Genomic DNA, 17,607 nt, shown 5'->3' on the forward strand with positions numbered 1-17,607 from the left:
CCGCCCGCCGGAGGCGACCGCGGTAAGGCGTGAACAGCGCCACCCGACGCGGGCTTCCGGAAAACCATGCGCGCGGAGCGTCACGCGAAGCCGAAACGGTATTTTCTTTCTGCATCCGGGCTTCGCGCCCGGCGCTCCGCCAGCCCTCCAACCTCGCCGTCCCGCGGCGGGGCGCTTGGGCACGCCCCCGTGCCTCTCAATCCCCATCCGATTTCCGGCCACGCTTGAACGCGTACGCTTCCGGACCACATACTTTCCGAAGGCCGCCACAAGGCGGGTCGAGTCGAAACGGCCGGGCTCTCGCCCTCCACGCCGGCTCGGCGGGTCCGGGATCAACCCGGGCTCCAGGAAGTCGCATCATGTCCGAGTCCACAGTCCTGCCCGTCCTGCCGTTGCGGGACATCGTCGTCTTCCCGCACATGGTCGTGCCGCTGTTCGTCGGCCGCGAGAAATCCGTGCGCGCGCTCGACGAGATCATGAAGGGCGAAAAGCAGATCCTGCTGGCCACGCAGAAGAACAGCGTCGACGACGATCCCGCCGCCGACGCCATCTATCCGATCGGGGTGCTGGCCACCGTGCTGCAGTTGCTCAAGCTGCCCGACGGCACCGTGAAGGTGTTGGTCGAGGGCAAGCGCCGCGCGCGCCTGACCCGGTTCACCGATCAGGAAGAGTATTTCGAGGCCGAGGCCGTCACCCTGGACGACGAGGTCGCCGACCCCGCGCGCGCCGAGGCCCTGTCGCGCGCCGTGATCGAGCATTTCGAGCACTACGTGAAGCTGAACAAGAAGGTCCCGCCCGAGGCCCTCAGCTCCATCCCCCAGATCACCGACCCGTCCAAGCTGGCCGACAGCGTCGCCGCCCATCTGTCGGTCAAGATCGCCGACAAGCAGAAGTTGCTGGAAACCTTCGACGTCTCCGGCCGTCTGGAGCAGGTTTACGGCCTGATGGAGGGCGAGATCAGCGTCCTGCAGGTCGAAAAGAAGATCCGCTCGCGCGTCAAGCGTCAGATGGAGAAGACCCAGCGCGAATACTACCTCAACGAGCAGATGAAGGCGATCCAGCGCGAGCTGGGCGAGACCGACGATCAGCGCGACGAGATCATGGAGCTGGAGAAGCGCATCCGGAAGACGAAGCTGTCCAGGGAAGCGCGGACCAAGGCCGAGGCCGAGGTCAAGAAGCTGCGCAACATGAGCCCGATGTCGGCCGAGTCGACCGTCGTGCGGAACTATCTCGACTGGCTGCTGTCCATTCCGTGGGGCAAGGCCAGACAGAAGCCCATCGACCTCCAGAAGGCCGAGGACATCCTTGAGGAGGACCACTACGGCCTCGAGAAGGTCAAGGAACGGATCATCGAGTATCTGGCCGTTCAGGCGCGCACCGGCTCGCTGAAGGGGCCGATCCTGTGCCTCGTCGGTCCTCCCGGCGTGGGCAAGACCTCGCTGGCCAGGTCGATCGCCAAGGCCACGGGTCGTGAGTACGTCCGCATGTCGCTGGGCGGCGTGCGCGACGAGGCGGAGATCCGCGGCCACCGCCGCACCTACATCGGCTCCATGCCGGGCAAGATCATCCAGTCGATGAAGAAGGCGAAGACGACCAACGCCTTCATCCTGCTGGACGAGATCGACAAGCTGGGCGCCGACTGGCGCGGCGACCCGTCGTCGGCCCTGCTCGAGGTGCTGGATCCGGCCCAGAACTCGACCTTCGGCGACCACTACCTGGAGGTCGATTACGACCTCTCGAACATCATGTTCGTCACGACCGCCAACTCGCTGAACATGCCTCAGCCCCTGATGGACCGGATGGAGATCATCCGGGTCAGCGGCTACACCGAGGACGAGAAGGTCGAGATCGCCAAGCGTCACGTCCTGCCCAAGCAGCTGTCCGACCACGGCCTGAAGGCGGGCGAGCTGATCGTGCCGGAAGATACGATCCGCGACCTGATCCGCTACTACACGCGTGAGGCCGGCGTGCGCTCGCTGGAGCGCGCCCTGGGCGGCGTGGCCCGCAAGGCTGTGCGTGAGATGGCCCGGACCGGGGCGAAGACCATCACGGTCGACGCTGGCAAGCTGGGCGAATACGCGGGCGTGCGGAAGTTCCGCTACGGTGAGACGGACGAGACCGACCAGGTCGGCATCGTCACGGGTCTGGCCTGGACGGAGTTCGGCGGCGACATCCTGACCATCGAGGCGATCAGGATGCCGGGCCGCGGCCGCATGACCGTGACCGGCAACCTCAAGGACGTGATGAAGGAGTCGATCTCCGCCGCCGCGTCCTACGTCCGGGCGCGGTCGCTGGCCTTCGGCGTCAAGCCGCCGGTCTTCGAGAAGACCGACATCCACGTCCACGTGCCCGACGGCGCCACGCCGAAGGACGGCCCCTCGGCCGGCGTGGCCATGACCGTGGCCATGGTCTCGGTCCTGACGGGCGTGCCGATCCGCAAGGACATCGCCATGACCGGCGAGATCACGCTGCGGGGACGGGTCACGGCCATCGGCGGCCTGAAGGAGAAGCTGCTCGCCGCCCTGCGCTCCGGCATCCGGACGGTGCTGATCCCGCAGGAGAACGAGAAGGACCTCGCCGACGTGCCCGACAACGTGAAGTCGGCGCTGGAGATCGTTCCGATCTCGACGGCCGACGAGGCGCTGAAGTGGGCCCTGACCGGCACGCTGACCCCCGTCGAATGGGACGAGGCCGCCGAGCCCCTGCCGCGCGCCGAACCGCCCGTCGACGGCGCCGCGGTCACCGTCAGCCACTGACGACCTGAAACGGAAAAGGCCCGCCGGAGCGATCCGGCGGGCCTTGTCTCTGGTGGGCGGCGAGGGGTTCGAACCCCCGACCCCCTCGGTGTAAACGAGGTGCTCTGACCAGCTGAGCTAGCCGCCCCGCCTCAGAACCGGAAGCTGGCCCGCAGCAGCAGCATGTAGCGGACGTAGTCCTCGATCAGCTCGGCGTCCGCGCTGACGGACAGCATGCCCAGCTCGTTGCCGACGTTCAGGCGGAAGCCGACGATCGGACCGCCGCCCTCGATGCCGGCGGGCGTGATGGCGAAGTCGCCGCCGCCGCCCGTGAACCGGCCCATGGTCACGCCCGGATCGACCGAGATGTTCTGGCGCCAGCCCAGCCGCAGCTCGGGCCGCAGCCAGCTGCCCTGGCCCATGCCCATCGAGACGTTCATGGCCGCCACGGCCGAGAACATGTGACCCTCGCGCTCGTCGATCTCCAGATCGAACGCGCCGCCCCCGCCGGTCTCCGTGTGCGCGTCCTCGCTCAGCGAGAAGTACTCCGCGTAGACCTCGGGGCGGATGGTGAAGCGGCCGTAGCTGCGCTCGTACGAGGCGCCGCCGGCCAGGGCCACCGTCCAGCCGTTCCAGCTGGACGTGTTCGTCAGGTTCAGGCCCGACCCCACCAGCCGCCGGGTGGAGTCGAACGTGGCGTATCCACCCGCCGCCCGCGCCCAGGTCGTCCAGTACTGGCCCTGCGCCCGCCAGTAGAGGCCCAGCTCGATCAGGTTGGCCGAAACCACCTCCTCGGCCGCCGATTCCGGGTCTTCCAGATCGGACGAGGTGAAGGCGACGCTGACGCCGAGATTGCCGTAGTCGGTGCCCATCTCGACGCCGCCCGCGACGCCGAAGCCTTCCGACCGGAAGCCGTAGCTGTCGGTCTTGTCCTTGTCGGCGTAGAAGGTGATCTCCTGCAGCCAGGCGCTGGCTTGGCCCGGCGCGGCCGAGGCGTTGCGCCCGACCAGTGCGCGGGTCACGGCGTCGACGCCGCCCGCGAGCGACAGCAGCGGACCGCCCGAATGGTCGGGCAGCAGCTGCTCGTACAGGTCGATGAACTCCGCCCGGTCGGTCTGGGACAGGAAGGCGTTCAGCAGGGCCTCATCCGACTCCAGCGCGCCGTAGAACGAGTCGAACAGACCGGCTTCCGACGTGATGAGGCCGGCTTCCTCCGCCGTGCGTCGACGCACGTCGACGTACACCTCCCCGGCGGCGGCGTCGGCCGAGGCGTCCACTCGGAAGAGATAGGGCGAGTTGGCTTCCGTCGCGTCGAAATCCACCTGACCCAGAGTCAGGGTGTTCGCATCGATCACCGTGTAGCGGGTGGGGGCTGAGATCAGGGAGTTGAAACGCACGCCGAGCTGAGCACCCGTCTGCAGGTCGGCGGTCCCGGAAACCCGGTATCCACCCGCCTGACCGGTGCCGCCGTCGACGGTGACGATGAGCCGGCCGTCGGGACCCACAGTCAGACCACTGACGTCCAGCGGCCCTGTCTGCCGGCCGTCGAGCGTGCCGTTCTGCACGTTGATCGACAATTGTCCATCGGCGTCGGACAGCCGCGCGGTCACGCGGGAACCTCCTGAAATCAGGAGGCGGTCGGCGCCTGCCCCGAAGGCTATGTCCCCGTCGACCGTGCCGTTCCGGACGTCGACGACGTCGGCGCCGGAGCCCAGCAGAATCGACCCGAAGACGGAGGGTTCGGACGCGTCGGCCACTCCGTCGCCGTCCGTGTCGGGGTTGCCGGCTCCTGGGGGCGCATCGGTCGGGTCGTCATCCTGCAGGAACGTGACCCCGGTCGTGTTCGCGCGAAGATCGATCGCAACGGCCGTGCCGGTGACCGGCGTGTCGTCCGCGGGCACAAGGTTGGCCTCGATGATCCCCAGGTTGGTGAAGGACGTCAGACGCCCGCTCAAATCCAGCACCGTCGAGATGTTGGCCGTGCCGCCTCCGCTCGTGGCCAGAACGGTCCCGCGATTGGTGAACTGGGCGACGTCGGCGCCGGCGTCGAACATCAGTGCCGTCACCTGACCCCCGACGTCGCTGGCGCTGGCGGCGGTCAGAAATCCGGCATTTACGAAGCGCGGCGTCGTGACGCCGTCGCCGAAGCGCACCGCGATGGCGTCGCCGTCGAACGCCAACGCCGACACAGGCCCCGAAGACAGCACGCCGCCTGCGATGTTCACCGTCCGCCCGCCCCCGGCGCCGAACCTGATGGCCTGCGCGTCGGTGCCGTCCAGGATGCCCTGCGAGCTGACCGTGCCCCGATTGATGAACCCGTAGTTCAGGTCACCTGTCCCTACCGCGCCGAGGTCGACGTTCTGGGTGGTGGAACCGACCAGAATGGCCGGCGCCGCGCCGAAAACGGAAACGCGGGAAGCGGTTTCCTCAGAATCGGTCACGCCGTCGCCGTCGTCGTCGGTTGAGTTGGGATTGGAGTCCGTGGGGAGGACGTCGAACAGCACGCCCCGAGCCACGTTGGCGCCGATCACGATCGCGGGACCGCCTTCAAGCCTGTCGTCGGCGTCGAGGTCGTCAATGGCGTCCTGATTGGGACGAGAGGTGTACCGGTAGCCCGTCGACTGGACTTCGCCCTGGAAGATCAGGCGCCCGGTGACGTCGCCGTCGAACCGCACCGCCGAGGAGCCTTCCCCAAGCGACGCCACGGTTCCCCCGATGTAGGCGTCGCCATCGAGGGTGCCGGCGCTCCTGACCGCCACGGACCGGTCGCCCAGCACCCGCACTTCGCCCTGGTTGCGGAGGTTGCCCACCAGGCCGGCGTCGATCGAGATGCCGTAGGAGTCGTTCCCTTCGACGAAGACGAAGCCCGAGCGACTGAGGGCGACGTTTCCGGTGACCGGCCCCGCAAGCCGAATTCCATAACGCCCCGAGCCGGTCGCGAAAGGACCGTCGGCGTCGAGGTCGTTGTCCGGATTGGGATAGGTCCCCAGCGAGTCGGCCACGGTGATGCGGTCGTTGATGGTGATGCTGGTCGTCACCCCTCCATTCACCAGCACCCCGACGGCCCCATTGGCGGCGTTCGTGAAGTTGATGGATCCGCCGGTGGACAGGGTGAAGGTGTTGCTTGAATCCACCGTGACGGCCGTGCCGGCCGACAGATTGATCGCACCGCCGGAGGCGATCTCGATATTGGCGGGCGCGCCGCTCGTGCCGGCGTTAGACGTCTGGATCGGCGTCGTCCGCGCCGTGTTGATCACGACCTGGGCCTGGGCGCCGGCGGCGAAGAGAAGGGGCGCGAGCGCGGCGGCGGTCGCATAGAAAAGACGCATGAGCGGGGGCACCCTCGACGACACGAGACGATTTGAGGGGCCGTTTAGCAGCCCCTTCGGACGTTTGTCCCAAGTTTCCCGAATTTGAGGCGAATGCAAGGCCGGGCGCCGCATTCCGGCCTTGCGCCGCACGATGTCACGGTGATATCACTTCGACATCGAAACAGGGGGTTTCAATGACCGAGAAAAGAGAACGATCCGTCGAGCGGGCCGCGCGGGCCGCGGGCGGCATCCCCATTCTGCTGGCGTCGCTGGCGATGGTTGTGGCCGGGCCGGTGCTGGTGGCCCAGAATCCGGATGCGTGGCCTTACCTCGTCGGCGGCGTCAGTCTGGCCACCGTCGGCCTGTTCCTGATGTGCGGCTTCTACGCGCTTCAGCCGAACGAGGCGGCCGCCATCCTGCTGTTCGGCGACTATCGCGGCACCGACCGCACGACCGGTCTCCGCTGGGTTTTGCCGTGGTACACGCGCAAGAAAATCAGCCTGCGGGCCCGCAATCTGACCAGCGACAAGCTGAAGGTGAACGACAAGCGCGGGAACCCGATCGAGATCGCCGCCAACGTCGTATGGCGCGTGGAGGATTCGGCTCAGGCCCTGTTCGACGTCGACGATTATCAGGCTTTCGTGAACATCCAGGTCGACACCGGCCTGCGCGATCTGGCCTCCCACTACGCCTACGACCACGGTGAAGAGCATGAGTTGACGCTCCGGGCCGACGCGGAGGACGTCGCGGCCAAGCTGAGCCAGGAACTGGCCGGCCGCGTCTCGGTCGCGGGCGTGGTGGTCGACGAGGCCCGTTTGGCGCACCTTGCGTATGCGCCTGAAATCGCCGGGGCCATGCTGAAGCGTCAGCAGGCCGAGGCCGTTCTGGCCGCGCGTCGTCTGATCGTGAAGGGCGCCGTCGGCATGGTCGAGGCGGCGCTGACGGATCTCGGCGAGCGCGGCGTGGTCGAGCTGGATGAGGACCGCAAGGCTGCCATGGTCTCGAACCTTCTGGTCGTGCTGTGCGCCGACCGGGAAGCGCAGCCGGTGGTCAACACCGGCACCCTGTACGGCTGATGCCGGGACGGGCGACGAAAGCCTTCCTGCTTCGCGCCTCTCCCGAGGTGATGGCGGCGGTCGAGCGATTGGCCGCCGCCGAACTTCGATCGGTCAACGCCCAGGTCGAGATGCTCCTGCGTGAGGCCCTGTCGCGGCGGGGGCGGCCCGTTCCGGACTCCCGCCCGCCCGGGGGAAGGGGCGACGACGCTTGAGCTTGATCGCGGGCGGCGCTACGGCGCGACATGGTCAAGTCGCACATGTCAAAGGTCCGCAAGGCCCGGCGCATCCAGAAGAAGGTCCGCAAGGGCCGCATCGGCGTGAGCGCGGCCGAGCGCGAGCTGGTGAGCCTTGCGGGGCTGGAAGTGCAGGAGGGCGAGCTCCGCCTCTTCCCGGGCTGGGACGAGGAGGTGTCGGAGACCCTGCGCGCCACCAAGGCCGCGTCGGAAGATCCGCGCCCCCGCATGGTCGACACTACGATGCTTTATGCGCCCAAATCGGGCGGGGTGAAGCGTTACCTGCTGTCGAAGAAGGCCTGGCTGGAGGCCAACCGTCCGAACGTCGCCCATACGCTGGTGGTGCCGGGCGCGCACCACAGGGCGGGCGACGACGGCATCGTGCAGTTGCACGCCACCAAGCTGCCCTTCGGCGACGGCTATCGCTGGCCCCAGTCCGTGCGTCGCTGGGCTGCGTGGGTGGCGTCGCTCGAGCCTGACCTGATCGAGGCCGGCGATCCCTACACGCCGGGGCAGGGAGCGCTGGAGGCCGGCCAGCGCGCCGGGTGCCCGGTGATCGGCTTCTGCCATTCCGACCCCGCGGGCCTGGCCGCGCTTCACTTCGGCGAATGGGCCAAGAAGCCGGTCGAGAAGCGTTGGGCGCAGTTGTTCGGCCAGTTCGACCGCGTGATCTCGCCCAGCCGCTACATCGCCAGACGGCTGGAAGAAGCGGGCATCCGCGACATCGTCATCCAGCCGCTGGGCGTCGAAGTCGACACCTTCCGGCCGGACCGGAGGGACCGGGACTGGCTGTTGAAGCGGCTGGGCCTGCCTGCGTCGGCGCGTCTGCTCTGCTTCGCGGGTCGGCCGGCACGGGAGAAGAACATCGACGTCCTGATCCAGGCCGTCCAGAAACTGGGAGAGCCCTATCACCTGGTGCTGGTGGGGGCGGGGCAGGGCCTGCCGCCAGAAGAGCGCGTCATCTCGCTTCCCTATGAGGCGAATCCGAAGGTGGTGGCGAAGATCATCGCTAGCTGCGACGCCTTCGTGCACGCCAACGACAAGGAGCCCTTCGGTCTGATCGTTCTGGAGGCCATGGCCTGCGGCCGTCCGGTGGTGGGCGTGAACGCCGGCGGCGTGAAGGAGACGGTCGATGCCAACGTCGGCCAACTGGCGGAGGTGGCCGAACCCGCGGCCTACGCGGAGGCGGTGGAGGCGCTGTTCCAGCGCGACCTCGGCGCCGTCGGCGCGGCCGCACGGCAGAAGACCGTCGACCGTTTCGCATGGGGACGGGTGTTCGAGGGCCTGTGCGACACCTATGCTGACGTCAGCGGCAAGGCCGAGTTCCGGTCGCCGCGCGGAGGGGACTGAAATGAAGCCGACGATCATGGCCGCGCTGGCGGCCTCCTTGTGGACCCTGGCCTCCGCGGCTTCCGCTCAGCACGTCGTCTTGGCCCGACATGCCGAGAAGGCCGACGCGTCCCGCGATCCCGTGCTGTCGGAAGCCGGAACGCTTCGGGCGCAGGCGCTTGCGGCGACGTTCGGCGCGGACGGGCCCGACCTGGTGCTCGTAAGCCCCCTGCAGCGCACCGCCCTGACGGCCGCGCCGACGGCGGCGGCTTTCGGCGCTCCGGTCCGGGCCTTCGCCCTGGACGGCGGCGTCGATGCGCACGTCGCCGCGATCGTCGCGGAGATCGCCGCCCAGCCGGAGGACGCCGTGATCCTCGTCGTCGGCCACAGCAACACGGTTCCCCTGATCGCAAGGGCGCTGGGCGTCGAGGCGGCGGACATGCCGGAGTGCGAGTACGACCGCCTGACGCGGGTGGATTTGACGGCCTCCGTCCCGCATGCCGACGTGGTCCGCTACGGTGCCGCCACGACCTGCTGAGCTGAGCCGTTCGGAACGGGCCGCGCGCCCGGCTCGTTGCCCCTGCGAAGACGCAGGAGGCAGACATGGACGACCGCTTCGACCCCCGCGCCGAAAAGGTGGCGGAACATGAGCGCGAGGTGCAGGCGCGCATCGACGCGAAGGACGCGAAGTCGGGCGGGGGCGGCGATGAGGGCGCGGTTCAGGCCGGCGCGCGCCGGTATCCGGAACCGCCGTTCCCGAAGCAGCACCAGACCAAGCCGGGCGACGAGGCGGCGCTGGATCCCGCGCCCCTATACGACGCGCCTTTCTGGAAGGGCTCGGGCAAGCTGGACGGGTTCGCCGCGCTGGTGACCGGCGGCGACTCCGGCATCGGGCGCGCGGTGGCGGTGCTGTTCGCCCGTGAAGGCTGCGACGTCGCCATCTGCCACCTGGACGAGGAGTTGGACGCCGAAGACGCCAGGGCCGCGGTCGAGGCGGAAGGGCGCAAGGCGATCGTCATCAAGGGAGACGTGGCCGATCCGGAGTTCGCCAAGGCCGCGGTGAAGGCCACGCTGGACGCCTTCGGCCGGCTGGACGTCGTGGTGCCCAACGCCGCGTTCCAGGAGCATGTGCAGGCGTTCGAGGACCTGAAGTTCGATCACTTCGACCGGACGATGAAGACCAACCTCTACGGCTACTTCAACATCTGTCAGGCGGCCGTCCCGCACATGAAGGCGGGCGGATCGATCGTCATGACCGGTTCGGTCACCGGCATCATGGGGAACAAGGACCTGCTGGACTATTCGCTGACCAAGGGCGGCATCCACGCCTTCGCCCGCTCGCTGGGCACGCATCTGGCGCCGCGGGGAATCCGCGTGAACGTGGTCGCGCCCGGACCTGTCTGGACTCCGCTGAACCCGGCCGACAAGGACGCGGAAAAGGTGTCGGAGTTCGGGTCGCAGACGGTGATGAAACGCCCCGCGCAGCCCGAGGAGATCGCTCCGGCCTTCGTCTTTTTGGCGTCGCCCCAGATGTCCAGCTACATCACCGGCGAGGTGCTGCCGATCATCGGCGGCTACTCGGGCGGGTGAGGAAGGGATGGGCGGTGGCCATTCCGACGTTCGTCAGGAATGGCGCGAGTGACGGGGCTCGAACCCGCGACCTCCGGCGTGACAGGCCGGCACTCTAACCAACTGAGCTACACCCGCACATCCCGGCCGAAGCGCTGGTGCGCCGCGGCGAGGGGCGTCGTTTAGGCGGGGGCCGCGCGCCCGTCAAGCGCGGCCCCGCCCGTTTTTTCACAGATCAGCGCGCGGCCGGCTGGGGCGGCGTCTGGGGGCCCAGAACCCCGCCTTCGGCCGGCGCCTGCGCCGCCTCGACGGGCGGCGGCGGCTCATAGTGCACGCCCACGCCCGGCCCCAGCGGCAAGTCCAGCGCGACCCACAGCGCCACCATGGTCAACCCCGCGATCAGGAAGGCGCCGGCGTAGGGCAGCATGGTCGACATCAGACTGCCGAGGCCGAACCGGGGATCCCAGCGCTGGGCGAAGGTGAGGATCAGCGGGAAATAACTCATCAGCGGTGTGGCGATGTTCGTCACGGAATCGCCCATGCGGTAGGCGGCGGTGGTCATTTCGGGACTGATCCCCAGCAGCATGAACATCGGCACCACGATCGGGGCCAGCGCCGACCACTTGGCCGAGGCCGAGCCGATGAACAGATCGAAGAAGCAGGAGACCAGCACCACCGCGATCAGCAGCAACGGCGTGGGCAGGGCGATTTCCTTCAGTCCCGCGGCCGCGTTCACCGCCAGGATGGGACCCAGCCCCGACCAGTTGAACATGGCCACGAAGTGTGCGGCGAAGAAGGCCAGCACCAGATACGGCGCCAGCTGGGCGATGCCCTCGCGCATCATGCGCACCAGGTCGCGGTGGCTGTGCACCGTGCGCGAGCCCACGCCGTAGGCCGCGCCGGTGACGAAGAAGGTCACGGCGAAGAAGGCGGCCAGCGACCGGTAAAGCGGATTGAAGCGCTGCTCCGGGTCCGCCTCGGGGTCGATGAACGGCGATGCCGGCAGCCAGGTGATGAACGCCCACAGGGCGACCATCCCCAGCGCGGTCAGAGCGGCGAACAACAGGCCGCGCTTCTCGTCCGGGGTGAGGGCGTTCTCGTCGGCGCTGGCCGGCGCAGCGGGATCGGCCGCCTCGACGGGCGTCCAGGCGCCGAGTCGCGGCTCGATGACCCGGTCCGTCAGAAACCAGACGATCGGCGTGAACACGATCACCACGCCGACGATGAAGAACCAGTTGCCTGCGATGTTCACTGAGTAGGACGGATCGATCAGGTGTGCCGCCGGCTCGGTGATGCCCAGGATCAGCGCGTCCGAAGCGCCCGGAAACAGGTTGCCCGCGTAGCCGCCGGACACCGCCGCGAACCCGGCGGCCAGCCCGGCCAGCGGATGCCGGCCGGCCGCCGCGAAGATGACGGCCGCCAGTGGAATGACCACGACGTAGGACGCGTCCGACGCGTGGTGCGAGACCATGCCGGTGACCACGACGATGGGGGTCAGGATCGACTTCGGCGCATTCAGCAGAGCTCCGCGGATCGCCGTGCGGAACAGGCCACTGCGCTCCGCCACCGAGGCGCCGTAGATGATCGTCACCACGATGCCCAGCGGCGGAAACTCCGCCAGGGTGCGCGGCATGCCGATGATCAACTGCTCGAGATTTTCGGACGACAGCAGGCTCTTGGCCACCAGCACGTCCCCGGTCACCGGATTGACCGCCGTCCAGCCGAGGCCGGACCCGATCAGGCTCAGCACGATCAGCCCGCCGATCAGCCAGAGGAACAGGAACACCGGGTCAGGCAGCTTGTTGCCGACCCTTTCCACGGCGTCGAGGACGCGGGCGCCGAGCTTCATGGGGAACTCCGGAAAGTGACGGGATGGTCCAAGGGAAACGGTCACGGTCGATCGCGCAATGCGACATCTCGTAACCTGCGAACGACTCGCAGAAAATCCCGGCCCCGCAGGGTTTGAACGCGGCGGGGAGTGCGTCTAGAAAGCCGCGATTCCGCCCGCCTCCTCGCGGGCGACCGAGGTCCTCTCTCGATGAACGAATTCCTCCTGGAATACCTGCCGGCCGTCATCTTCCTGGCGATCGGCGGCGTGATCGGCATCCTGTTCACCGTCGCCGCCCTGGTGGTGGCGCCGAAGAACCCCGACAGCGAGAAGCTGGCGGCCTATGAATGCGGTTTCAACGCCTTCGACGACGCCCGCATGAAGTTCGACGTGCGCTTCTACCTGGTGTCGATCCTCTTCATCATCTTCGACCTTGAAGTCGCCTTCCTGTTCCCCTGGGCCGTCTCGCTGTTCGACCTGTCTCAGGGCGGCATGATCTTCGCCTTCTGGTCGATGATGATCTTCCTCAGCGTGCTGACCGTCGGCTTCATCTACGAATGGAAGAAGGGAGCCCTGGAATGGGAGTGATCGTTCCCGGCGCGACCCCGCCCGCGCCCGCCAGCCCCTACGGTCTGTCCGCCCGCTCGTCGGTGGAGGGGTACGACCCCGCGCTGCACGACAAGTTCTTCGAGCAGGTCAACATGGAGTTGGGCGAGCGCGGCTTCCTGACCGCCTCGCTGGACGACGTCATCACCTGGGCTCGCACCGGGTCGCTGATGTGGATGACCTTCGGTCTGGCCTGCTGCGCCGTGGAGATGATCCAGGCGTCGATGCCGCGCTATGACCTCGAGCGCTTCGGCATGGCCCCGCGCGCCAGCCCGCGCCAGTCCGACCTGATGATCGTGGCCGGCACCCTGACCAACAAGATGGCCCCCGCCCTGCGCCGGGTCTACGACCAGATGCCCGACCCGCGTTACGTGCTGTCGATGGGCAGCTGCGCCAACGGCGGCGGCTATTACCACTACAGCTATTCCGTCGTTCGCGGTTGCGACCGGGTCGTGCCGGTGGACGTCTACGTTCCGGGGTGCCCGCCGACGGCCGAGGCGCTCGTCTATGGGCTGCTGCAGCTGCAGAAGAAGATCCGCCGCACGGGGACGATCGACCGATGAGCGCGCTGGACGTGATCGCGGCGACGGAGGCCGCCCTGACGCCGCTGGGCGCCGAGATGGTGGCCGAGCTGGACGTGGCAGCCGAGGTCGCCTTCGGCGAGCTGACCCTTGTCGCCGAGCGCGAGAAGATCGTGCAGGTGCTGACCGACCTGCGTGACCGTTTCGGCTTCCAGCAGCTTCTGGACGTCTGCGGCGCCGACTATCCCGACCGCGAGGAGCGGTTCGAGGTCGTCTATCACCTGCTGTCGATGACGCGGAACGTGCGCGTGCGGGTCAAGGTGGCGACCGACGAGGTTCAGCCGGTCCCCAGCGTCATCGAGGTCTATCCCAGCGCCAACTGGTTCGAGCGCGAAGCCTTCGACATGTACGGCATGCTGTTTTCCGGCCATCCCGACATGCGCCGCCTGCTGACCGACTACGGCTTCGAGGGGCATCCCCTGCGCAAGGACTTTCCCATGACCGGCCACGTCGAGGTGCGCTGGGACGAGGAGCAGCGCCGGGTGGTCTATGAGCCGGTCCGCCTGCAGCAGGAGTTCCGCAACTTCGACTTCCTGTCGCCCTGGGAGGGCGCGGAATATCCGGCGCCGGTCCTGCCGGGCGACGAGAAGGTGAAGGGCTGACCATGGCCGACGGAACCCACACCCCGGCGCCCAAGCCCACGACGGTGATCGGCACGGACGTCTTCGACGACCCGAGCGATGCGCGCACCCACCACGCACGTGAGATGGACGACCGCAAGTTCACCATCAACTTCGGTCCCCAGCACCCGGCCGCACACGGCGTGCTGCGTCTGGTGCTGGAGCTGGACGGGGAGCTGGTGACCCGCGTCGACCCGCACATCGGCCTGCTGCACCGCGGCACCGAGAAGCTGATGGAGGCGCGCACCTACCTCCAGAACGTGCCGTATCTGGACCGGCTCGACTACGTTTCGCCGATGAACCAGGAGCACGCTTTCTGCCTGGCCATCGAGCGGCTGCTGGGCATCGACGTGCCCTACCGCGCCCAGCTGATCCGGGTCCTGTACTCCGAGATCGGCCGCATCCTGTCGCACATGCTGAACGTGACGACCCAGGCCATGGACGTCGGCGCGCTGACGCCGCCGCTGTGGGGTTTCGAGCAGCGCGAGAAGCTGATGGTGTTCTATGAGCGCGCTTCGGGCGCGCGCCTGCACGCCAACTACTTCCGTCCCGGCGGCGTCCACCAGGATCTGCCGGGCGACCTGATCGACGACATCGCCCGCTGGTGCCAGGAATTCCCGGCGGCGATGAAGGACATCGACGCCCTCGTCACCGAGAACCGCATCTTCAAGCAGCGCAACGTCGACATCGGCGTGGTGTCGAAGCAGGACGCGCTGGAGTGGGGCTTCACCGGCGTGATGCTGCGCGGCTCGGACATCGCCTGGGATCTGCGCAAGAACCAGCCGTACGAGTGCTATGCCGAGCTGGAGTTCGACGTCCCGGTCGGCAAGAACGGCGACTGCTGGGACCGCTACCTGTGCCGCATGGAAGAAATGCGCCAGTCGGCCCGGATCATGGAGCAGTGCATCCACCGCCTGCGCAACTGCACCGGCGCGCCGGTGATGATCGAGGACAACAAGATCGTGCCGCCGCGTCGCGGCGAGATGAAACGGTCGATGGAAGCGCTGATCCATCACTTCAAGCTGTACACGGAGGGCTTCCGCACGCCGGTGGGCGAGGTCTACGCCGCCGTCGAGGCGCCCAAGGGCGAGTTCGGCGTCTATCTGGTCTCGGACGGCACCAACAAGCCGTACCGGGTCAAGATATCGGCCCCCGGCTTCCGGCACCTGCAGGCCATGGACTGGATGAACCGCGGCCACATGCTGGCCGACGTCTCGGCCATCCTCGGCTCGCTGGACATCGTGTTCGGAGAGGTCGACCGGTGATGTTCGACTGCGATCCGGTGGAAGTGGTGGAGCGCCAGTTGCAGGCCTTTCAGGCCGGCGACCTGAACGCGTTCGTCGCCATGTACGCCCCGGACGCGGTCGTTTCCGACTTCCCGGGTACGCCGGTCATGACGGGGCACGACGAGATGCGGGCGGGCTACGCCTCCAGCTTCACCGACCGTCAGTTCACGCTGACGCTGGGCGAGCGGATCGCCAACGGCCAGTTCGTCATCGACGAGGAGATCATCGCCGTCGGCGGCGTGGAGATGATGCGCGCCGTCGTGATTTATCAGGTCGAGGGCTGCACCATCGCGCGGTCGTGGATCCTGCCGGACGCGGGGGAGGGGCAGTGAGCGCCTTCGTCGTCCAGCCGGTCTTCACCCAGCTTCAGCTACTGGCCTTCGTCGGTCTGCTGGCGTTCGGACTGGGCGTGGAGTTCGCCTTCTCGCCGCGTCGCCGGGAGAAGCTGGGCGCCTTCGGCTTCCTTCTTGGCGCGGGCCTGATGCAGACGCCGTCGATCGCAGGCGTGACCCTCGTCCGCGGCGCCTATCGCCTCGGCTACCTGGAGGACGGCCGCGGCTTTCTCGAAGCCAACCTGCGCAGCCTCCCCTGGATGATGGGCGCGATCTTCCTCGGTCGACTGGCCGTGCGCCGTCTGCCGCCGTTCTCGTTCGCCACCGGCGCCCTGATCCGCGCCGACCGCGCGATCTGGTCGGAGCGTCTGGGCCGCTGGTTCGGGGGGCGCCGATGATCGCCGCCGCCCTGATTTCCGCACTGACGGTCTGCGAGCCGGGCGCCGTCGCGCGCACGGCGGCCGAGGCCGTCGACGCCTTCATGGCGGCCTACAACGCCCGCGATCTGGCGGCGGCGGAAGCGGTGATCTCGCCGGGCGCACGCATCGGTCTGGGCGCCGGCCTGCAGATGACCGGCGCCGATCTGATCGGCAACTATCGCACTCACATCTTCCTGACCGAGCCGGCCTACGTCATGCGGCCGCTGCAGCAGCTGGCCGTCGGCGACACCGTGGCCCAGACGGAGGCCTTCACCGGCGGCCCGCAGGGCACCTTCACCGGCCTGACGGTCTATCGCGTCAAGGACGGCTGCATCGTCGAGATGAGCGTGAACACATGACAGATCGCGCCCTGACCGCATGGCTCTCGCAAGGGTGGGAGCTGGACCACTATTCGGCCACGGCTCCGTATGGCGAGCACGTGCATCACTGCTTCCTGCTGCGCCGCCACGGCCAGCGGAAGATCGTCACGCTGAGGAAGAAGATGATGGGCAAGGGCCTGACGGTGACGGAGATGGACGTCTGATGGGTGTGCGTCGTCTCGCCAAGGTCCAACCGGAATCCTTCGTCTTTTCCGAGGAGACGAAGGAAAAGGCGTACTGGTGGATCAACAAGTACCCGGGCGACCGCCGCCAGTCGGCGGTGATCCCGATCCTGTGGCTGGTGCAGAAGCAGGAAGGCTGGGTGTCCGAGCCCGCCACGCGCGCCATCGCCGAGCTGCTGGGCATGCCGGTGATCCGCGTGCTGGAGGTCGCGACCTTCTACACCATGTTCATGCTGGAGCCGGTCGGGAAGACCGCCCTGATCCAGGTGTGCGGCACCACGCCGTGCATGCTGCGCGGCTCGGGCGACCTGATGAAGGTCTGCGAGAAAAAGATCGGGCCGAAGGACAAGCTCAGCGCCGACGGCCGCTTCACCTGGCAGGAGGTCGAGTGCCTGGGCGCCTGCGCCAACGCGCCCATGGCCCAGATCAACGACTATTATTTCGAGGACCTGACCGCCAGGGACATGGAGCGGATCATCGACGACTTCGCCGCCGGCAAGTCGCCCGAGCCGGGTCCCCGCGTCGATCGCACGAACTCTGGTCCCGAGGGCGGTCCGCTGACCCTGACGGATCCCGGCCTCTATGACGGCTCGGCCGCAAAGCCGATCCGGAAGCTGCCGAACGCCGAACCGGTGAAGGCATGACGAAGCCGGACTTCAGCACCGACGCGGGCGTGGCCGCCTATCGGGCCGAGCTGCGTGCCGTCGCGCGCACGCCGCGCCTGATCGGCTTCGCGCTGGTCGTGCTGGGGGCGATCGCCGTCTATGCGTCGGCACAGGCGGGCGGAGCGGCGCAGACGGTGCAATGGGTCGGCTATGCGGCCCTGGCCGGCGGCTGGGCCCTGATGCTGGCCGCCATCTTCATCCGTACCCGTCACCACCGCCGTCGCATGCGGGAGGCGGGGTGATGGCCGAGAAGGACAAACCGGTCGACCTGCGGGTGTTCATGTGGGTCGCGCTCAGCGACGTTCTGCTTGGGGCCGGCCTCGCCGCCGCGGGCCATCTGGGCTGGTTCGGCCCGCACATGGAGCTGCTCGTGCCCGTCGGCGGTCTGATCGCCCTTGCGGGCGTCGGCATGGCCGTCTGGGCCAAGATCAAGATGAACGCGGCCGAGAGCCGCCGCGGGGACCTGAACTGAC

Annotated in this window: 19 protein-coding genes and 2 tRNA genes; 17 read left to right on the plus strand and 4 right to left on the minus strand. The window is 68.0% G+C overall.

Annotated elements, in window-relative coordinates:
- Positions 1-359: 359 nt before the first annotated feature.
- A complete protein-coding gene (lon, locus tag VGR32_RS11000) occupies positions 360-2,756 on the plus strand; it encodes an endopeptidase La (protein ID WP_327450595.1) in 2,397 nt (798 codons plus the stop codon).
- A 50-nt stretch (positions 2,757-2,806) separates the two neighbouring features.
- On the opposite strand, the gene VGR32_RS11005 is transcribed toward lon, so the two are convergent.
- A tRNA-Val gene (locus VGR32_RS11005) sits at positions 2,807-2,883 on the minus strand.
- Between the two features lie 4 nt (positions 2,884-2,887).
- Positions 2,888-6,064, minus strand: coding sequence for an autotransporter outer membrane beta-barrel domain-containing protein (locus VGR32_RS11010; protein ID WP_327450597.1), 3,177 nt, complete (start codon positions 6,062-6,064; stop codon positions 2,888-2,890).
- Between the two features lie 176 nt (positions 6,065-6,240).
- On the opposite strand from VGR32_RS11010, the gene VGR32_RS11015 reads away from it, so the two are divergent.
- The 5 genes from VGR32_RS11015 (at position 6,241) to VGR32_RS11035 (ending at position 10,256) form a co-directional block, all read left to right on the plus strand.
- Entirely contained in the window at positions 6,241-7,122 is an 882-nt protein-coding gene (locus tag VGR32_RS11015; RefSeq protein ID WP_327450599.1) for an SPFH domain-containing protein, read from the plus strand.
- A complete protein-coding gene (locus VGR32_RS11020) occupies positions 7,122-7,316 on the plus strand; it encodes a hypothetical protein (RefSeq protein WP_327450601.1) in 195 nt (64 codons plus the stop codon). The genes VGR32_RS11015 and VGR32_RS11020 overlap by 1 nt, the downstream gene beginning before the upstream one ends.
- Before the next feature lie 30 nt (positions 7,317-7,346).
- Positions 7,347-8,687 (plus strand): glycosyltransferase, encoded by a 1,341-nt coding sequence (locus VGR32_RS11025; RefSeq protein WP_414642914.1) that lies wholly within the window; start codon positions 7,347-7,349, stop codon positions 8,685-8,687.
- 1 nt (position 8,688) lies between these two features.
- Positions 8,689-9,204: a histidine phosphatase family protein gene (locus tag VGR32_RS11030; protein ID WP_327450603.1), complete on the plus strand. Its 516-nt coding sequence runs from the start codon at positions 8,689-8,691 to the stop codon at positions 9,202-9,204.
- Between the two features lie 65 nt (positions 9,205-9,269).
- Positions 9,270-10,256, plus strand: a complete 987-nt coding sequence (locus VGR32_RS11035; protein ID WP_327450605.1) for an SDR family oxidoreductase — start codon at positions 9,270-9,272, stop codon at positions 10,254-10,256.
- Positions 10,257-10,296: 40 nt separating this feature from the next.
- On the opposite strand, the gene VGR32_RS11040 is transcribed toward VGR32_RS11035, so the two are convergent.
- Positions 10,297-10,373 (minus strand) — tRNA-Asp (locus VGR32_RS11040).
- Between the two features lie 97 nt (positions 10,374-10,470).
- The gene (locus VGR32_RS11045) at positions 10,471-12,084 is read right to left on the minus strand and encodes an AbgT family transporter (protein ID WP_327450607.1); all 1,614 of its coding nucleotides are present in this window, start codon (positions 12,082-12,084) and stop codon (positions 10,471-10,473) included.
- Between the two features lie 189 nt (positions 12,085-12,273).
- Here VGR32_RS11045 and VGR32_RS11050 point away from each other — a divergent pair, with 189 nt between their 5' ends.
- The 11 genes from VGR32_RS11050 (at position 12,274) to VGR32_RS11100 (ending at position 17,606) form a co-directional block, all read left to right on the plus strand.
- The gene (locus tag VGR32_RS11050; RefSeq protein WP_327450608.1) at positions 12,274-12,651 is read left to right on the plus strand and encodes an NADH-quinone oxidoreductase subunit A; all 378 of its coding nucleotides are present in this window, start codon (positions 12,274-12,276) and stop codon (positions 12,649-12,651) included.
- On the plus strand, positions 12,621-13,232 hold the full coding sequence (locus VGR32_RS11055; RefSeq protein ID WP_327450610.1) for an NADH-quinone oxidoreductase subunit B family protein: 612 nt from the start codon (positions 12,621-12,623) through the stop codon (positions 13,230-13,232). The genes VGR32_RS11050 and VGR32_RS11055 overlap by 31 nt, the downstream gene beginning before the upstream one ends.
- The gene (locus VGR32_RS11060) at positions 13,229-13,852 is read left to right on the plus strand and encodes an NADH-quinone oxidoreductase subunit C (RefSeq protein WP_327450612.1); all 624 of its coding nucleotides are present in this window, start codon (positions 13,229-13,231) and stop codon (positions 13,850-13,852) included. The genes VGR32_RS11055 and VGR32_RS11060 overlap by 4 nt, the downstream gene beginning before the upstream one ends.
- 104 nt (positions 13,853-13,956) lie before the next feature.
- Entirely contained in the window at positions 13,957-15,135 is a 1,179-nt protein-coding gene (locus tag VGR32_RS11065) for an NADH-quinone oxidoreductase subunit D (RefSeq protein WP_327450690.1), read from the plus strand.
- Positions 15,135-15,488 carry a nuclear transport factor 2 family protein gene (locus VGR32_RS11070; protein ID WP_327450613.1) on the plus strand — a complete coding sequence of 118 codons (354 nt, stop codon included), beginning with the start codon at positions 15,135-15,137 and terminating at the stop codon, positions 15,486-15,488. The genes VGR32_RS11065 and VGR32_RS11070 overlap by 1 nt, the downstream gene beginning before the upstream one ends.
- On the plus strand, positions 15,485-15,886 hold the full coding sequence (locus VGR32_RS11075) for a hypothetical protein (protein WP_327450614.1): 402 nt from the start codon (positions 15,485-15,487) through the stop codon (positions 15,884-15,886). Before VGR32_RS11070 ends, VGR32_RS11075 begins: the two co-directional genes overlap by 4 nt.
- Positions 15,883-16,266, plus strand: a complete 384-nt coding sequence (locus tag VGR32_RS11080) for a nuclear transport factor 2 family protein (protein WP_327450615.1) — start codon at positions 15,883-15,885, stop codon at positions 16,264-16,266. The genes VGR32_RS11075 and VGR32_RS11080 overlap by 4 nt, the downstream gene beginning before the upstream one ends.
- Positions 16,263-16,451 (plus strand): hypothetical protein, encoded by a 189-nt coding sequence (locus tag VGR32_RS11085; protein WP_327450616.1) that lies wholly within the window; start codon positions 16,263-16,265, stop codon positions 16,449-16,451. The genes VGR32_RS11080 and VGR32_RS11085 overlap by 4 nt, the downstream gene beginning before the upstream one ends.
- Positions 16,451-17,113: an NADH-quinone oxidoreductase subunit NuoE gene (gene nuoE / locus VGR32_RS11090; protein ID WP_327450617.1), complete on the plus strand. Its 663-nt coding sequence runs from the start codon at positions 16,451-16,453 to the stop codon at positions 17,111-17,113. The genes VGR32_RS11085 and nuoE overlap by 1 nt, the downstream gene beginning before the upstream one ends.
- Complete coding sequence (locus VGR32_RS11095) at positions 17,110-17,376, plus strand: hypothetical protein (protein WP_327450618.1); 267 nt, start codon at positions 17,110-17,112, stop codon at positions 17,374-17,376. Before nuoE ends, VGR32_RS11095 begins: the two co-directional genes overlap by 4 nt.
- Positions 17,376-17,606 carry a hypothetical protein gene (locus VGR32_RS11100; RefSeq protein ID WP_327450619.1) on the plus strand — a complete coding sequence of 77 codons (231 nt, stop codon included), beginning with the start codon at positions 17,376-17,378 and terminating at the stop codon, positions 17,604-17,606. The genes VGR32_RS11095 and VGR32_RS11100 overlap by 1 nt, the downstream gene beginning before the upstream one ends.
- The last annotated feature ends 1 nt before the right edge of the window (position 17,607 follow it).

The sequence above is a fragment of the Brevundimonas sp. genome (assembly GCF_035935935.1).
GTDB lineage: Bacteria > Pseudomonadota > Alphaproteobacteria > Caulobacterales > Caulobacteraceae > Brevundimonas.

What these genes read in the sequence shown, in the direction of transcription:
- lon (WP_327450595.1), top strand. Translation starts at nt 360, where the DNA reads ATGTCCGAGTCCACAGTCCTGCCCGTCCTGCCGTTGCGGGACATCGTC.
- VGR32_RS11010 (WP_327450597.1), bottom strand. Translation starts at nt 6,064, where the DNA reads ATGCGTCTTTTCTATGCGACCGCCGCCGCGCTCGCGCCCCTTCTCTTC.
- VGR32_RS11015 (WP_327450599.1), top strand. Translation starts at nt 6,241, where the DNA reads ATGACCGAGAAAAGAGAACGATCCGTCGAGCGGGCCGCGCGGGCCGCG.
- VGR32_RS11020 (WP_327450601.1), top strand. Translation starts at nt 7,122, where the DNA reads ATGCCGGGACGGGCGACGAAAGCCTTCCTGCTTCGCGCCTCTCCCGAG.
- VGR32_RS11025 (WP_414642914.1), top strand. Translation starts at nt 7,347, where the DNA reads ATGGTCAAGTCGCACATGTCAAAGGTCCGCAAGGCCCGGCGCATCCAG.
- VGR32_RS11030 (WP_327450603.1), top strand. Translation starts at nt 8,689, where the DNA reads ATGAAGCCGACGATCATGGCCGCGCTGGCGGCCTCCTTGTGGACCCTG.
- VGR32_RS11035 (WP_327450605.1), top strand. Translation starts at nt 9,270, where the DNA reads ATGGACGACCGCTTCGACCCCCGCGCCGAAAAGGTGGCGGAACATGAG.
- VGR32_RS11045 (WP_327450607.1), bottom strand. Translation starts at nt 12,084, where the DNA reads ATGAAGCTCGGCGCCCGCGTCCTCGACGCCGTGGAAAGGGTCGGCAAC.
- VGR32_RS11050 (WP_327450608.1), top strand. Translation starts at nt 12,274, where the DNA reads ATGAACGAATTCCTCCTGGAATACCTGCCGGCCGTCATCTTCCTGGCG.
- VGR32_RS11055 (WP_327450610.1), top strand. Translation starts at nt 12,621, where the DNA reads ATGGAAGAAGGGAGCCCTGGAATGGGAGTGATCGTTCCCGGCGCGACC.
- VGR32_RS11060 (WP_327450612.1), top strand. Translation starts at nt 13,229, where the DNA reads ATGAGCGCGCTGGACGTGATCGCGGCGACGGAGGCCGCCCTGACGCCG.
- VGR32_RS11065 (WP_327450690.1), top strand. Translation starts at nt 13,957, where the DNA reads ATGGACGACCGCAAGTTCACCATCAACTTCGGTCCCCAGCACCCGGCC.
- VGR32_RS11070 (WP_327450613.1), top strand. Translation starts at nt 15,135, where the DNA reads ATGTTCGACTGCGATCCGGTGGAAGTGGTGGAGCGCCAGTTGCAGGCC.
- VGR32_RS11080 (WP_327450615.1), top strand. Translation starts at nt 15,883, where the DNA reads ATGATCGCCGCCGCCCTGATTTCCGCACTGACGGTCTGCGAGCCGGGC.
- VGR32_RS11085 (WP_327450616.1), top strand. Translation starts at nt 16,263, where the DNA reads ATGACAGATCGCGCCCTGACCGCATGGCTCTCGCAAGGGTGGGAGCTG.
- nuoE (WP_327450617.1), top strand. Translation starts at nt 16,451, where the DNA reads ATGGGTGTGCGTCGTCTCGCCAAGGTCCAACCGGAATCCTTCGTCTTT.
- VGR32_RS11095 (WP_327450618.1), top strand. Translation starts at nt 17,110, where the DNA reads ATGACGAAGCCGGACTTCAGCACCGACGCGGGCGTGGCCGCCTATCGG.
- VGR32_RS11100 (WP_327450619.1), top strand. Translation starts at nt 17,376, where the DNA reads ATGGCCGAGAAGGACAAACCGGTCGACCTGCGGGTGTTCATGTGGGTC.